Raw genomic sequence first — 13,391 nt, 5'->3', positions numbered from 1 at the left:
GGCATGACGAACATCCCCGTGACCACCTGGTCTCTGGAGCAGACCGATCCCGGCGACCTCCTCACGGCCGTCGCGCCCGAGGGCGACGTCCGGGTCGTCCGCTCCGAGGTCCCCTCCCCCGAGTTCAGCCGTTTCCTGTACGCGTCCGTCGGCGGGGACATTCGCTGGATCGACCGGCTGCGCTGGACGTACGCGCAGTGGCGGGATCAACTGGAGCGTCCCGGGGTCGAGACGTGGGTGGCCTACGAGCGGGGCACGCCGGCCGGGTACGTGGAGCTGGAGCCGCAGGACGACGGGATCGTCGAAATCGTCTACTTCGGTTTGCTGCCGGCTTTCCGCGGGCGGCGGATCGGCGGGCACCTGCTGTCGTACGGCGCCGCCCGGGCGTGGGACCTGGCCGAGCGCTGGCCGGGGCTGCCGCAGACCAAGCGGGTGTGGCTGCACACCTGCAGTCTGGACGGCGAGCACGCGATGGAGAACTACCAGCGGCGTGGTTTCACCCTGTTCGACACGAAGGTCGAGGAACGGGCCGAGGTGTCGACGCCGGGCCCCTGGCCGGGGGCGTTCCCCGTCTGAACCGCTCTTCCCTACCCGTGGTGACCTGCGCGGACAAGAGAACCCGCACGTCATGTGACAGACGACACCCTTGTCTCACATTCCGGGACAAGGATGTCCGCATCGCGGACGAAGCTGGACTGTGTCCAGATCGCCGTGACACGCTTTCGCCATGTCCGGAACTGGAATTGCCTTGGTGAGTCGGCGGCACGTCGACCTCGGCCGCATGTCCAGCGCCATCTGTCCGGCGAGCTGACGAGCCGCAGCTCCGCCCGACATCCGAGTACAGCCTCCCGCCTGCGCAACGAAGCGCACGGCTCCTGTGCGCTCGTACGCGCAGGTCGGAGCCTCTCCCCCCTCACCCGACCACCGCCGGACGGCGCTGCGCGCCGACACCTTCCGCTGCTGTCCCGAAGGACGTATCAACCATGGCCGCCACCCCGCAGAAGCCTGCAGCCGCGACTCCCCGCCGCAAGGTGAGCCGTCACCGCGGCGAGGGCCAGTGGGCCGCGGGGCACCACACCCCGCTCAACGGCAACGAGCAGTTCAAGAAGGACGACGACGGTCTCAATGTGCGGACACGCATTGAGACGATCTACTCCAAGCGGGGCTTCGACTCCATCGACCCCAATGATCTTCGCGGCCGGATGCGCTGGTGGGGTCTGTACACCCAGCGCAAGCCCGGCATCGACGGCGGCAAGACCGCGATCCTGGAGCCGGAGGAGCTGGACGACAAGTACTTCATGCTGCGCGTGCGCATCGACGGCGGTGCGCTGACCACGCAGCAGCTGAGGGTCGTCGGCGAGATCTCGCAGGAGTTCGCGCGAGGCACCGCCGACCTCACCGACCGGCAGAACGTGCAGTACCACTGGATCCGCATCGAGGACGTGCCCGAGATCTGGAACCGTCTGGAGGCGGTGGGCCTGTCCACGGTCACCGCGTGCGGCGACACCCCCCGTGTGATGATCGGCTCCCCCGTCGCCGGCATCTCCGAGGACGAGATCATCGACGGCACCCCGGCGCTGGAGGAGATCAAGCGCCGCGTCCTCGGCAACAAGGCGTACTCGAACCTGCCGCGGAAATTCAAGACGGCGATCTCGGGCTCCCCCGTGCTGGACGTGGTCCACGAGATCAACGACGTCGCGTTCGTCGGCGTCCGCCACCCCGAGCACGGGCCGGGCTTCGACCTGTGGGTCGGCGGCGGGCTGTCCACCAACCCCAAGCTGGGCGTGCGGCTGGGCGCCTGGGTGCCGCTGGACGAGGTCCCGGACGTCTACGAGGGCGTGCTGTCGATCTTCCGTGACTACGGTTACCGGCGGCTGCGCACCCGCGCCCGGCTGAAGTTCCTGGTCGCGGACTGGGGACCGGAGAAGTTCCGTCAGGTGCTGGAGGACGAGTACCTGCAGCGCAAGCTGGTCGACGGCCCGGCCCCGGAGCAGCCGGTGGGCCGGTGGCGCGACCACGTCGGCGTACACCGGCAGAAGGACGGCCGTTTCTACGTCGGTTTCGCACCACGTGTCGGCCGGGTGGACGGCACCACCCTGACGAAGATCGCGGAGCTCGCGGAGGCACACGGCTCGGGCCGCGTCCGGACCACCGTCGAGCAGAAGATGATCGTCCTCGATGTCGAGGAGGCGCAGGTCGCCTCGCTCGTCGAGGGCCTCGAGGCGCTGGACCTCACCGCCCGGCCCTCGACCTTCCGGCGCGGCACCATGGCGTGCACCGGCATCGAGTTCTGCAAGCTGGCCATCGTCGAGACCAAGCAGCGCGGCTCCCAGCTGATCGACGAGCTGGAGCGCCGCCTGCCGGACTTCGACGAGCCCCTCACCATCAATCTCAACGGCTGCCCGAACGCCTGCGCCCGCATCCAGGTCGCGGACATCGGTCTCAAGGGCCAGCTCGTCCTCGACGAACGGGGCGAGCAGGTCGAGGGCTACCAGGTGCACCTGGGCGGCGCGCTCGGACTCGAAGCCGGTTTCGGCCGCAAGGTCCGCGGTCTGAAGGTCACCTCGGACGAGCTGCCGGACTACGTGGAACGCGTTCTCAAGCGGTTCCAGGAAGAGCGCGAGGACGGCGAGCGGTTCGCCGCCTGGGCCTCGCGCGCCAGCGAGGAGGCCCTTTCATGAGCGAGCGGGCCGCCCCTTTCTACTGCCCCTACTGCGGCGACGAGGACCTGCGTCCGAGCGAGGCCCTGGAGGGCGGTCACGGCGCCTGGGAATGCGCGGCGTGCAATCGCGCATTCCAGCTGAAGTTCCTCGGGCTGCTGTCCCGGGGCGTTCAGCGCACCGAAACGGGAGGGGACCGGATATGACGACGCTTCAGGAAGGCCGTACCACCGACGAGTTGAAGGCGCTGGCCGAGCAGGCGGGCCGCGACCTCGAGGACGCCTCGGCGCTCGAGATCCTGCAGTGGGCGGTGGACACCTTCGGCCGGCAGTTCTGTGTGACCTCCTCCATGGAGGACGCCGTGGTCGCCCACCTCGCGTCCCGCGTCCTCAAGGGCGTGGACGTGGTGTTCCTCGACACCGGTTACCACTTCCCCGAGACCATCGGCACCCGGGACGCGGTCGAGGCCGTGATGGACGTCAACGTCATCACGCTCACCCCGCGTCGGACGGTCGCCGAGCAGGACGCCGAGTTCGGGCCGAAGCTGCACGACCGCGATCCCGACCTGTGCTGCAAGATGCGCAAGGTGCAGCCGCTGGAGGAAGGACTGCGCGGTTACCGCGCCTGGGCCACCGGGCTGCGGCGCGACGAGTCGCCGACCCGGGCCGACACCCCGGTCGTCGGCTGGGACGACAAGCGCCAGAAGGTCAAGATCTCGCCGATCGCCCGCTGGACCCAGGACGACGTCGACGCCTACATCACGGAGCACGGCGTGCTGTCCAACCCGCTGCTGATGGACGGCTACACGTCCGTCGGCTGCGCCCCGTGCACCCGCCGGGTCCTCGAGGGCGAGGACGCGCGCGCCGGGCGCTGGGCGGGACGTGGGAAGACCGAGTGCGGACTGCACGGCTGACCGCCATGACCGCGACCGCCCCGAAGAACGCCGCCCCCGGCGACACCCCCCATCCCCCTACGAACCGGGAGAACCACGTGACGACCGGAGCCACCGTCTGGCTCACGGGTCTGCCGAGCGCCGGCAAGACCACCATCGCGTACGAGCTGGCCGGCCGGCTTCGCGAGGAGGGCCACCTCGTGGAGGTGCTCGACGGCGACGAGATCCGCGAGTTCATCTCCGCGGGCCTCGGTTTCAGCCGCGAGGACCGGCACGCCAACGTGCAGCGCATCGGATTCCTGGCGGAGCTGCTGGCCCGTAACGGAGTCAAGGTGCTCGTCCCGGTGATCGCGCCGTACGCGGACAGCCGTGCGGCCGTGCGCAAGCGCCACCAGGAGAGCGCAACCGGTTACCTGGAGGTGCACGTGGCGACTCCGGTCGAGGTGTGCTCGGTCCGTGACGTGAAGGGCCTGTACGCCAAGCAGGCCGCGGGCGAGCTGACCGGGCTCACCGGGGTCGACGATCCCTACGAGGCGCCCGAGTCGCCCGATCTGCGGATCGAGTCCCAGGACCAGACCGTGCAGGAGTCCGCGGCGTCGGTGTACGCCCTGCTCAGCGAGAGGGGACTGGCATGACGACGACCGTCGCCGCGACCGAGGAGGGCACGGTCAGCCCGTACGCCCTCAGCCACCTGGACTCGCTGGAGTCCGAGGCGGTGCACATCTTCCGCGAGGTGGCGGGCGAGTTCGAGCGGCCGGTGATCCTGTTCTCCGGCGGCAAGGACTCCATCGTCATGCTGCACCTGGCGCTGAAGGCGTTCGCCCCGGCCGCCGTCCCCTTCTCGCTGCTGCACGTGGACACCGGACACAACTTCCCCGAGGTCCTGGAGTACCGCGACCGTGTGGTCGCCGAGCACGGGCTGCGCCTGCATGTGGCCTCCGTGCAGGAGTACATCGACCGCGGCGTGCTCAAGGAGCGTCCGGACGGGACCCGCAACCCGCTCCAGACGCTGCCGCTCACGGAGAAGATCCAGGCCGAGAGGTTCGACGCGGTCTTCGGCGGGGGCCGGCGCGACGAGGAGAAGGCGCGCGCCAAGGAGCGGGTGTTCTCCCTGCGCGACGAGTTCTCGCAGTGGGACCCGCGCCGCCAGCGTCCCGAGCTGTGGAACCTGTACAACGGCCGCCACGCCCCCGGTGAGCACGTCCGGGTCTTCCCGCTCTCCAACTGGACCGAGCTGGACGTCTGGCAGTACATCGCCCGCGAGGGCATCGAACTGCCGGAGATCTACTTCGCGCACGAGCGCGAGGTGTTCCAGCGGGCCGGCATGTGGCTGACCGCCGGCGAGTGGGGCGGTCCCAAGGCTGGGGAAACGGTCGAAAAGCGTCTCGTGCGTTACCGCACCGTCGGTGACATGTCCTGCACCGGCGCCGTCGACTCCGACGCGGTGACGCTGGACGACGTGATCGCCGAGATCGCCGCCTCCCGGCTGACCGAGCGCGGCGCGACCCGCGCCGACGACAAGATGTCCGAGGCCGCGATGGAAGACCGCAAGCGCGAGGGGTACTTCTAAGCATGAGCACCATCACCGCCGAGGAACTCTCGGCCACGACCCTGTTGCGGTTCGCCACCGCGGGCTCCGTCGACGACGGCAAGTCCACCCTGGTGGGCCGGCTGCTGCACGACTCCAAGTCGATCCTGAGCGACCAGCTGGAGGCCGTCGAGCGCGCCTCGGCGAGCCGCGGTCAGGACGCGCCCGACCTGGCGCTCCTCACCGACGGGCTGCGCGCCGAGCGCGAGCAGGGCATCACCATCGACGTGGCGTACCGCTACTTCGCCACGCCCCGGCGGCGGTTCATCCTGGCCGACACCCCGGGACATGTGCAGTACACCCGCAACATGGTGACGGGCGCCTCCACCGCGGAGCTCACGGTGATCCTGGTCGACGCCCGCAACGGCGTCGTCGAACAGACCCGCCGGCACGCGGCGATCGCGGCCCTGCTCCGGGTTCCGCACGTCGTCCTCGCCGTCAACAAGATGGACCTGGTCGAGTACCGGGAGCCGGTGTTCGCGGCGATCGCCGAGGAGTTCACGGCGTACGCGAGCGAGCTGGGCGTGCCCGAGGTGACCGCGATCCCGATCTCGGCGCTGGCCGGCGACAACGTGGTCGATCCGTCGGCGAACATGGACTGGTACGGCGGCCCGACGTTCCTGGAACACCTGGAAACGGTTCCGGTCAGTCACGACCTCGCGCACTGCCACGCCCGGCTGCCCGTCCAGTACGTGATCCGGCCGCAGACCGCCGAGCACCCGGACTACCGGGGCTACGCGGGCCAGATCGCGGCGGGCACCTTCCGGGTCGGCGATCCGGTGACCGTGCTGCCGTCCGGTCGCACGTCGACGATCTCCGGCATCGACCTGCTGGGGGAGCCGGTGGACGCGGCGTGGACGACGCAGTCGGTGACCGTGCTGCTCACGGACGACGTCGACGTCTCGCGCGGGGATCTGATCGTGCCCACCAAGGACGCGCCGGCGACCACCCAGGACGTCGAGGCGACCGTGTGCCATGTCGCCGACCAGCCGTTGACGGTCGGGCACCGGGTGCTGATCAAGCACGGCACCCGCACCGTCAAGGCGATCGTGAAGGACATCCCGTCCCGTCTCACGCTCGACGACCTGTCCCTGCACCCGCACCCGGGACAGCTCGTCGCCAACGACATCGGACGGGTGAAGATCCGCACCGCGCAACCGCTTCCGGTGGATTCCTACGCCGACTCCCGCCGTACGGGCTCGTTCATCCTGATCGACCCGGCCGACGGCACGACCCTCACCGCAGGCATGGTCGGCGAGTCGTTCGCGTCGCCGGAGCCGGTCAAGGACGCGGCCGACGACGACGGCTGGGACTTCTGACCGTGGCCGCGACCGACGTCTACGCGACGTTCGCGAAGGAGGGCGGCCGGGTCGGCAGCGGCGCCCTCGGCAGCGGGCAGGGCGGAGTCGCGCGATGTGCGGGCTGACGTCCGCGCTCAGCCTGCGCGCCCCCTCGCCCCGCCTGCCGTCGTGGACACGACGAAAGCCCTTTGCCGAGCTCCCGGCCACGACCTGAGAGACCGTGACCGCCCGGCCGACGAGAGGAACCCCTCCCGGTGCCTGCCACTCTCCCCCTGTCACGGCTTCGCCGCGGCGTCGCGATCCTGGCGGCCCTGCCCCTGCTCGCCCTCGCGGCCTGCGGCTACGGTTCGCAGGCCAAGGACGGCAACGCCAACGAGCAGGTCGCCGCGGGGGCGCAGAGAATCGACGGGCTCGACACCGTGCGGATCGGTTACTTCGGCAACCTGACGCACGCGACCGCGCTCGTCGGCCGTGAGCAGGGCATCCTGCAGAAGGCGCTGGGCGCCACCAGGGCGTCGTACGCGACGTTCAACGCGGGACCCTCGGAGATCGAGGCGTTGAACGCGGGCTCCCTCGACATCGGCTGGATCGGTCCCTCCCCTGCGATCAACGGATACGCCAAGTCCGACGGTCAGAGCCTGCGGATCGTGGCGGGTTCGGCGTCCGGCGGGGTGAAGCTGGTGGTGAACCCGGACAAGATCACCTCGCTCGCGGACGTCAAGGGCAGCAGGATCGCCACCCCCCAGCTCGGAAACACGCAGGACGTGGCGTTCTTGAACTGGATCGCGCAACAGGGCTGGAAGGTCGACGCGCAGAGCGGCAGGGGTGACGTGACCGTCGTGCGCAGCGACAACAAGGTGACGCCTGACGCGTTCAGGTCGGGCTCGATCGACGGGGCCTGGGTGCCGGAGCCGACCGCCTCGAAGCTGCTCGCCGAGGGCGGCAAGGTGCTGCTGGACGAGGCGTCGCTGTGGCCCGGGAAGAAGTTCGTGATCACGAACGTCGTCGTGTCGCAGAAGTTCCTCGAGCAGCACCCGAAGGTGGTGGAGGCCGTGCTGAAGGGCTCGGTGCAGACCAACAGGTGGATCGGCGCCAACCCGGCAAAGGCGAAGGCCGCGGCGAACAGGCAGCTGGAGACGGACTCCGGCAAGGCGCTGCCCGCCGACGTGCTGGACCCGGCGTGGCGGTCCATCCGGTTCACCGACGACCCACTGGCGGCCACCCTCGGCGCCGAGGCGGCGCACGCGGCCGAGGCGGGACTGCTGGAGAAGCCCGACCTGCAGGGCATCTACGACCTGACGATCCTGAACAAGGTCCTCGAGGCCGAGGGCGAGCCCGCTGTCGACGACGCCGGTCTGGGTGTCGACCGACCGAAGTCCCGATGAGTTCCCAGGAGGTGACGACCATGGCCACGACCTTCGCCAAGGCCGCCGAGCCCACCGATTCCGTGGCGTACGCGGCACGCCTCGACCACGTCTCGAAGTCCTTCGCGGGTCCGGGCGGGCAGCAGCTCGTCCTGGACGACATCACCCTCGACGTGGCGCCCGGCGAGTTCGTCACCCTGCTCGGGGCGTCGGGCTGCGGCAAGTCCACTCTGCTGAACCTGGTGGCGGGGCTCGACCGGCCCACCGTCGGGTCCATCACCACGAACGGCCGCCCGGCGCTGATGTTCCAGGAACACGCGCTGTTCCCGTGGCTGACGGCGGGCAAGAACATCGAACTCGCCCTGAAGCTGCGAGGGGTCGCGAAGCCCGAGCGGCGCGGCAAGGCCGAGGAACTGCTCGAGCTGGTCCGGTTGAAGGGCGCGTACGGAAAGCGTGTTCACGAGCTTTCCGGCGGTATGCGGCAGCGGGTGGCGATGGCCCGCGCACTGGCGCAGGAGAGTCAACTGCTGCTGATGGACGAGCCGTTCGCGGCGCTGGACGCCATCACGCGGGACGTGCTGCACGACGAGCTCACCCGGATCTGGGAGGAGACGGGGCTGTCCGTCCTGTTCGTGACGCACAACGTGCGGGAGGCGGTGCGGCTCGCCCAGCGGGTCGTCCTGCTGTCCTCCCGGCCCGGCCGGGTGGCGCGCGAGTGGACGGTGGACATCCCGCAGCCGCGCCGCATCGAGGACGCCCCGGTGGCGGAACTGTCCCTCGAGATCACCGAAGTCCTGCGTGGGGAGATCCGCCGTCATGGCCAGCACTGAGACGACGTCGGCGGGAGCGAAGCCGACGGGAACGAGCACGACCGTGGACGGGACGACCGTGGACGGGACGACCGTGACGAAGCCAACGGTGCCGCAGGACGCGGCGACGGCGGCCGGCTCGACGGCGGCGGACGCCACCGGGCTGGCCGGTGTGGAGGCGGGTCTCGACGCGCTGGACGTCGTCGCGCCCACCGCGCGGACGCCCTTCCGGCGGACCTTCGTCGACAAGATCCTGCCGCCGATGGTCGCGACGGCGCTGCTGCTGGCCGTCTGGCAGATCACCTTCAAGACGGTCGACGACCCGACCAAGCTGGTCTCCCCGCTGGACGTGTGGCACACGCTCCGCCAGGCCTGGCTCCAGGGCGAGCTGCTCGGCTACATCTGGACGAGCGTCTCCCGCGGACTGCTCGGCTTCGCGTTCGCCCTGGCGATCGGCACCCCGCTCGGTCTGCTGGTGGCGCGGGTGAAGTTCGTACGGGCTGCCATCGGGCCGATCCTGTCCGGCCTCCAGTCGCTGCCGTCGGTGGCGTGGGTGCCGCCGGCAGTGCTGTGGCTGGGCCTGAACAACTCGATGATGTACGCGGTGATCCTGCTGGGCGCGGTGCCGTCCATCGCCAACGGGCTGGTCTCCGGGGTCGACCAGGTGTCGCCGCTGTTCCTGCGGGCCGGCCGCACGATGGGCGCGACGGGGCTGAAGGGCACCGTGTACATCACCTTGCCGGCCGCCCTGCCCGGGTATGTGGCGGGTCTGAAGCAGGGCTGGGCGTTCTCGTGGCGTTCGCTGATGGCGGCGGAGATCATCGCGTCGTTCCCCGATCTCGGCGTCGGCCTCGGGCAGTTGCTGGAGAACGGGCGCAACGCCAGTGACATGTCGATGGTGTTCGAGGCGATCCTGCTCATCCTGTTCGTCGGCATCGCGATCGACCTGCTGATCTTCAGTCCGCTGGAGCGGTGGGTGCTGCGCAGCCGCGGCCTGCTGGTGAAGAGCTGACGCCCATGCACAGGAAGCCGGTTCTCCCCGCCCTGGTGGTGATCGCCCACGGCAGCCGTGACCCGCGGCATGCCGCGACCGTCCACGCCCTGGTGCGGCGGGTGCGGTCGCTGCGGCCGGGATTGCGCGTAGAGACCGGTTTCCTCGAGTTCAACGTGCCGTCCGTGCGCGGGGTGCTGGAATCGCTGGCGGCGGACGGCGTCCGAGACGTCGTGGCGCTGCCGCTGCTGCTGACGCGCGCGTTCCATGCGAAGGCGGACGTCCCGGCGGTGCTGCGGGACGCGCCGCCGCAGCTGCGGATCAGGCAGGCCGACGTGCTCGGCCCCTCGCCGCTGCTGCTCTCCGCACTGGAACGGCGGCTGTACGAGGCGGGGCTGACGCCCGCCGACAGGTCCTCGACCGGGGTCGTACTGGCCTCGGCGGGGTCCTCGGACCCGGAGGCGATCGCAGTGATCGCAGAAATCGCGCGGGAGTGGCGGCGCACCGGTTGGTGTGCCGTGCGGCCTGCGTTCGCCTCCGCTTCTCTGCCGCGCACCGAGGACGCGGTCCGCGAGCTGCGGGCGCTGGGGTGTGCGCGGGTCGCCGTCGCGCCGTACGTCCTGGCCCCCGGTTTCCTGCCGGACCGCATCGCCCGCGGAGCGGCCGAGGCCGAGGCCGACGTCCTTGCCGACGTGCTGGGGCCGGCGCCGGAGGTGGCCCGGGTGCTTCTGGAACGTTACGAAACAGCCCTGACACCGGCGCTGGCGGCTTTGGGGGCGTGAGGGAGGCGGGGCCGCACAGGCCGACGGGGCGAGCCGGCCCGACGGGGGCGGGCGGGCCGGGTGCTTCCCGCCGTGCCACCGCCGCCCCGGCCACCGGCTGCCGCACTCTGCCGCTGCCACACCCTGCCGCTGCCACGCCTCGCCGCACACGGCCTGCGGGACGAACCGGCTGTCAGCCCTGCGTTCCGACGACGTCCAGGCGCGGGTCGCGGCCGCTCGCCGCGAGCGCCCGTTCGAACACCGGCGCGTCCTGTGCCACCGGCACGGCGGGGGCGAAACCGTCGTAGCGGCGGTAGAGGTCGCCGTGCCGTTCGACGACGTCGAGCACGAAGCGGGCCGCGTCGTCGGAGAGCCGGAACTCCTGCCCCGTGGCGACGGCCACGTCCCATCCGTGCAGCGCCGTCTCCGCGACGATCAGCGACGCCACCTCGGCGGCGGGCGTCGCGGCCGTCCCGAGGTCGATCTCGCCCTCCCACACCTCCGGGTCCGCCCAGGCGGCGACGGCCCGGTCGAGCTGCTCGGCATACGCCTTCGCCCACTGCGGGTCGGCGGTGAAGTCACGGCCGGTCAGCTCGTCGGGCAGCGGCTTGCGCAGGGCGCGGTGCTCGAGGCCGTGGGAGGTGTACAGGACCCAGTGGCCGACCAGCGCGCGCAGGGTCCAACCGGGGCAGTGCGTGGGGTCGTTCAGCCTTTCCGCGGGGACGCCGCGGGCGACGCGCGACGCCTCGGCGGCACATTCGGACAGGTACCGGTGGGTCTCCTCGTGTGTCATGCCGTCACGCTACGGAGCGGGATCCTCAGGAGTCTTGAAGGAACGCGACAGCGGCGTCGGCCTGCCCGAGCAGGTCCGTCAGCGGCAGCGAACCGGGGGCCCGCCGCTCCTGGGCGAACTCGTTCGCAAGCCGTTGCAGCAACTCGTTCAGCGGGGTGGGCACGCCGTGCAGGCGGCCGAGGAGCACGATCTCGCCGTTGAGGTGGTCGGCCTCGATGGTCCCGGTGCCACGGCTGAGGGACTGCCAGGAGGAGCCGCCGCCCCGGGGAGCGCCGTCGAGCGGGACGAGGGTGATCTTGTCGCCGCGTGCGGCCCGCTGTTCGTCGGCGCTCGCGTACGGGATGCCGGCGGCGAGCAGCACGCTCTCGCCCTCCGCCCGCACGCGCGCGTACAGCGCCTCGGCGCGGGGGTCGTCGACCGGCCCGCTCACCGCTTCCAGGGCGTTGGCGAGGTTGGACAGGAGTTTGGCGTACTGCCAGCGGGAGACGTCCGGGACCACGGGTGCCTCGAAGCGCGCTTTCTCCAGGTCGGCGGCGACACGGCGGACGGTGTCGTCGACGCCGTGCGGGTGGCGGCCGAGGTGCAGGATGCCGGTGAGCGGCGCGCCCGCTGCGGCGATCGTGCCGGGGTCGACGTGGGTGGACGGCAGCCAGACGCACACGCCGTAGACGTGCCGGAAGCGGCGCAGGGCCAGACGCGGGCCCTCGACGCCGTTCTGCGCGCAGAACAGCGGGAGCCGCTCGGCCGCGGTGCCGCCGCCCTCGACCGGGGCCCGCCCCCACGTCCGCAGGGCCTGCTCGGCGTCCTGGGTCTTGACGGCGAGGACGAGGACGTCGTCGGCACGCAGGACGCCGAGTTCGGCCGGGCTCTCGACCACGGGCAGCCGGAACGTCAGCAGGCCCTCAGGTACGCGCAGCCGCAGTCCGCCTTCTGCGAGCGCCGCCCGGTGCGCGCCGCGCGCGACGAGCACGACCTGCTGCCCGGCCTCCGCCAGCCGCCCGGCGATCGTGCCCCCGACGGCCCCTGCTCCGATGATCACGTAGCGCATGGTTCGAGCCTCGCACAGCCGTCCGGGTCGGCGGGCGGAATTCGTCGGCCGGAGCGGCGACTCCCGGTGAGAGAGGCCCGCCCGGTGGGCGGAGAAACCAGTGGAGAAACCGGCACCACCGGGTGTTTCCGCGCACCACCAGGTGTATCCGCCGCACCGCCGGGTGTTTCCGCAACACCGCCGGCTGTTTCCGCCGCACCGCCGGCTGTTTCCGCAGCAGCGCTGGGTGTTTCTGTCACACCGCCGGATGTTTCCGCAGCACCGCCCGCTGATTCCCCCCGCGCCGCCCGATGTTTCCACGCACCGCCCGCTGTTTCCCCCGCTCCGCCGGGCGGCTCCGCCGTACCGGCGACCGGCCGACCGGCCTGCGCGGGGCGCGCCGGGTGCGCGCCGCGCACGGGCTCCGCGCCGGCCGGGCCGGCCGGGGCCTTGCGCGAGCCAGGCAGCTCCGCTGTGCGCGAGCCGGGTGCAGCCACGCGGGCGGAGACGCAGTCCCCCCGCGCACGCGCCGACACGGCCGCCGCGTCCCGCCCGGCTGCGGGTCCGCCGTCGGCCCGCGTCAGGGCCGTGTCATCTCCACCAGCTTGAGGACGGTGTTCCAGTTGCGGGTGGTGGCGATCAGCCCCTTGGTCACGCGGGGCCTCGCGAGCTGCTCGGCGAGGGCGGAGCGGCCGAGGCCGTCGGGGGCGTACAGGTACAGGACGCGGTCGCCGAGGCGGAAGTCCGCGGGGAGGTGGGCGGCGCGGTCGATGCCGGCGAAGCGCTCCTCGTCGACGGGCCCGGAGAAGTAGGTGGCGTGGAGCTGCTTGGCCTGGAGTTCGGCGGCCGGGAACGGGCAGGCGTCGACGACGGTCCGCAGATAGGCGTGGTCGCGCACGAGGACGCCCACGGTGAAGCCGAAGCGTTTCTCGATGGCCGCCGTGAGCCCCGCGGCGAGGCTCTCCTCGTCGCCGTGGGCGCTGGAGAAGACGGCCTGGCCGCTCTGGAGGTAGGTGCGCACGTCGCCGTGGCCGAGCTCCTCCAGCAGGGCGCGCAGTTCGGCCATGGGGAGCTTCCTGTTGCCGCCCACGTTGATGCCGCGCAGCAGGGCCGCGTACGTCGTCGTCATACGCTTCAGACTATGCGGCCGCCGTGCCCCGTGGGGGTGAGCACGACGACCGCGGCCCGGACGAGGGGCCGAGCGA

15 protein-coding genes are annotated in these 13,391 nt (G+C 71.3%); 12 read left to right on the top strand and 3 right to left on the bottom strand.

Translation table 11 applies throughout. The features are described 5' to 3' along the window. Window positions 1-3: 3 nt before the first annotated feature. The 12 genes from ACH4ZA_RS04680 (at window position 4) to ACH4ZA_RS04625 (ending at window position 10,387) form a co-directional block, all read left to right on the top strand. Window positions 4-576, top strand: coding sequence for a GNAT family N-acetyltransferase (locus tag ACH4ZA_RS04680; protein ID WP_398427990.1), 573 nt, complete (start codon window positions 4-6; stop codon window positions 574-576). A 151-nt stretch (window positions 577-727) separates the two neighbouring features. Further along, a complete protein-coding gene (locus ACH4ZA_RS04675) occupies window positions 728-811 on the top strand; it encodes a putative leader peptide (protein WP_309486338.1) in 84 nt (27 codons plus the stop codon). 172 nt (window positions 812-983) lie between these two features. Further along, on the top strand, window positions 984-2,681 hold the full coding sequence (locus ACH4ZA_RS04670; RefSeq protein WP_398427989.1) for a nitrite/sulfite reductase: 1,698 nt from the start codon (window positions 984-986) through the stop codon (window positions 2,679-2,681). Then, the gene (locus tag ACH4ZA_RS04665; protein WP_057575907.1) at window positions 2,678-2,866 is read left to right on the top strand and encodes a hypothetical protein; all 189 of its coding nucleotides are present in this window, start codon (window positions 2,678-2,680) and stop codon (window positions 2,864-2,866) included. Before ACH4ZA_RS04670 ends, ACH4ZA_RS04665 begins: the two co-directional genes overlap by 4 nt. Then, window positions 2,863-3,573, top strand: a complete 711-nt coding sequence (locus ACH4ZA_RS04660) for a phosphoadenylyl-sulfate reductase (RefSeq protein WP_398427988.1) — start codon at window positions 2,863-2,865, stop codon at window positions 3,571-3,573. The genes ACH4ZA_RS04665 and ACH4ZA_RS04660 overlap by 4 nt, the downstream gene beginning before the upstream one ends. 5 nt (window positions 3,574-3,578) lie before the next feature. Next, on the top strand, window positions 3,579-4,187 hold the full coding sequence (cysC, locus tag ACH4ZA_RS04655) for an adenylyl-sulfate kinase (protein WP_398427986.1): 609 nt from the start codon (window positions 3,579-3,581) through the stop codon (window positions 4,185-4,187). Beyond that, a complete protein-coding gene (gene cysD / locus ACH4ZA_RS04650) occupies window positions 4,184-5,122 on the top strand; it encodes a sulfate adenylyltransferase subunit CysD (RefSeq protein ID WP_398427984.1) in 939 nt (312 codons plus the stop codon). The genes cysC and cysD overlap by 4 nt, the downstream gene beginning before the upstream one ends. Before the next feature lie 2 nt (window positions 5,123-5,124). Continuing rightward, window positions 5,125-6,459 carry a sulfate adenylyltransferase subunit 1 gene (locus ACH4ZA_RS04645; RefSeq protein WP_398427982.1) on the top strand — a complete coding sequence of 445 codons (1,335 nt, stop codon included), beginning with the start codon at window positions 5,125-5,127 and terminating at the stop codon, window positions 6,457-6,459. Between the two features lie 236 nt (window positions 6,460-6,695). Next, a complete protein-coding gene (locus tag ACH4ZA_RS04640; RefSeq protein WP_398427980.1) occupies window positions 6,696-7,826 on the top strand; it encodes an ABC transporter substrate-binding protein in 1,131 nt (376 codons plus the stop codon). After that, on the top strand, window positions 7,823-8,635 hold the full coding sequence (locus tag ACH4ZA_RS04635) for an ABC transporter ATP-binding protein (protein WP_398427979.1): 813 nt from the start codon (window positions 7,823-7,825) through the stop codon (window positions 8,633-8,635). The genes ACH4ZA_RS04640 and ACH4ZA_RS04635 overlap by 4 nt, the downstream gene beginning before the upstream one ends. Then, window positions 8,622-9,626 carry an ABC transporter permease gene (locus tag ACH4ZA_RS04630; RefSeq protein ID WP_398427977.1) on the top strand — a complete coding sequence of 335 codons (1,005 nt, stop codon included), beginning with the start codon at window positions 8,622-8,624 and terminating at the stop codon, window positions 9,624-9,626. Before ACH4ZA_RS04635 ends, ACH4ZA_RS04630 begins: the two co-directional genes overlap by 14 nt. A 5-nt stretch (window positions 9,627-9,631) precedes the next feature. Further along, window positions 9,632-10,387, top strand: coding sequence for a sirohydrochlorin chelatase (locus ACH4ZA_RS04625; RefSeq protein ID WP_398427976.1), 756 nt, complete (start codon window positions 9,632-9,634; stop codon window positions 10,385-10,387). 172 nt (window positions 10,388-10,559) lie between these two features. Here the strand turns inward: ACH4ZA_RS04625 and ACH4ZA_RS04620 are convergent, their stop codons facing one another. From ACH4ZA_RS04620 to ACH4ZA_RS04610, 3 genes are all read right to left on the bottom strand, one after another. Beyond that, window positions 10,560-11,159: a TIGR03086 family metal-binding protein gene (locus ACH4ZA_RS04620; protein WP_398427974.1), complete on the bottom strand. Its 600-nt coding sequence runs from the start codon at window positions 11,157-11,159 to the stop codon at window positions 10,560-10,562. A 25-nt stretch (window positions 11,160-11,184) separates the two neighbouring features. Then, the gene (locus ACH4ZA_RS04615; RefSeq protein WP_398427973.1) at window positions 11,185-12,207 is read right to left on the bottom strand and encodes a ketopantoate reductase family protein; all 1,023 of its coding nucleotides are present in this window, start codon (window positions 12,205-12,207) and stop codon (window positions 11,185-11,187) included. Window positions 12,208-12,766: 559 nt separating this feature from the next. Beyond that, window positions 12,767-13,315 (bottom strand): DUF1697 domain-containing protein, encoded by a 549-nt coding sequence (locus ACH4ZA_RS04610; protein WP_398427971.1) that lies wholly within the window; start codon window positions 13,313-13,315, stop codon window positions 12,767-12,769. Between the last annotated feature and the right edge of the window lie 76 nt (window positions 13,316-13,391).

It is taken from the genome of Streptomyces sp. NPDC020597 (assembly GCF_044335095.1).
Classification (GTDB): Bacteria; Actinomycetota; Actinomycetes; order Streptomycetales; family Streptomycetaceae; genus Streptomyces.
Note: the sequence above shows the minus strand (reverse complement) of the source record. Positions and strands in the feature narration are given on the sequence as shown.

Bases quoted from the DNA above. Each gene is read 5' to 3' on its own strand.
- ACH4ZA_RS04680 (WP_398427990.1), top strand. From the start codon at position 4: ATGACGAACATCCCCGTGACCACCTGGTCTCTGGAGCAGACCGATCCC.
- ACH4ZA_RS04675 (WP_309486338.1), top strand. From the start codon at position 728: ATGTCCGGAACTGGAATTGCCTTGGTGAGTCGGCGGCACGTCGACCTC.
- ACH4ZA_RS04670 (WP_398427989.1), top strand. From the start codon at position 984: ATGGCCGCCACCCCGCAGAAGCCTGCAGCCGCGACTCCCCGCCGCAAG.
- ACH4ZA_RS04665 (WP_057575907.1), top strand. From the start codon at position 2,678: ATGAGCGAGCGGGCCGCCCCTTTCTACTGCCCCTACTGCGGCGACGAG.
- ACH4ZA_RS04660 (WP_398427988.1), top strand. From the start codon at position 2,863: ATGACGACGCTTCAGGAAGGCCGTACCACCGACGAGTTGAAGGCGCTG.
- cysC (WP_398427986.1), top strand. From the start codon at position 3,579: ATGACCGCGACCGCCCCGAAGAACGCCGCCCCCGGCGACACCCCCCAT.
- cysD (WP_398427984.1), top strand. From the start codon at position 4,184: ATGACGACGACCGTCGCCGCGACCGAGGAGGGCACGGTCAGCCCGTAC.
- ACH4ZA_RS04645 (WP_398427982.1), top strand. From the start codon at position 5,125: ATGAGCACCATCACCGCCGAGGAACTCTCGGCCACGACCCTGTTGCGG.
- ACH4ZA_RS04635 (WP_398427979.1), top strand. From the start codon at position 7,823: ATGAGTTCCCAGGAGGTGACGACCATGGCCACGACCTTCGCCAAGGCC.
- ACH4ZA_RS04630 (WP_398427977.1), top strand. From the start codon at position 8,622: ATGGCCAGCACTGAGACGACGTCGGCGGGAGCGAAGCCGACGGGAACG.
- ACH4ZA_RS04625 (WP_398427976.1), top strand. From the start codon at position 9,632: ATGCACAGGAAGCCGGTTCTCCCCGCCCTGGTGGTGATCGCCCACGGC.
- ACH4ZA_RS04620 (WP_398427974.1), bottom strand. From the start codon at position 11,159: ATGACACACGAGGAGACCCACCGGTACCTGTCCGAATGTGCCGCCGAG.
- ACH4ZA_RS04615 (WP_398427973.1), bottom strand. From the start codon at position 12,207: ATGCGCTACGTGATCATCGGAGCAGGGGCCGTCGGGGGCACGATCGCC.
- ACH4ZA_RS04610 (WP_398427971.1), bottom strand. From the start codon at position 13,315: ATGACGACGACGTACGCGGCCCTGCTGCGCGGCATCAACGTGGGCGGC.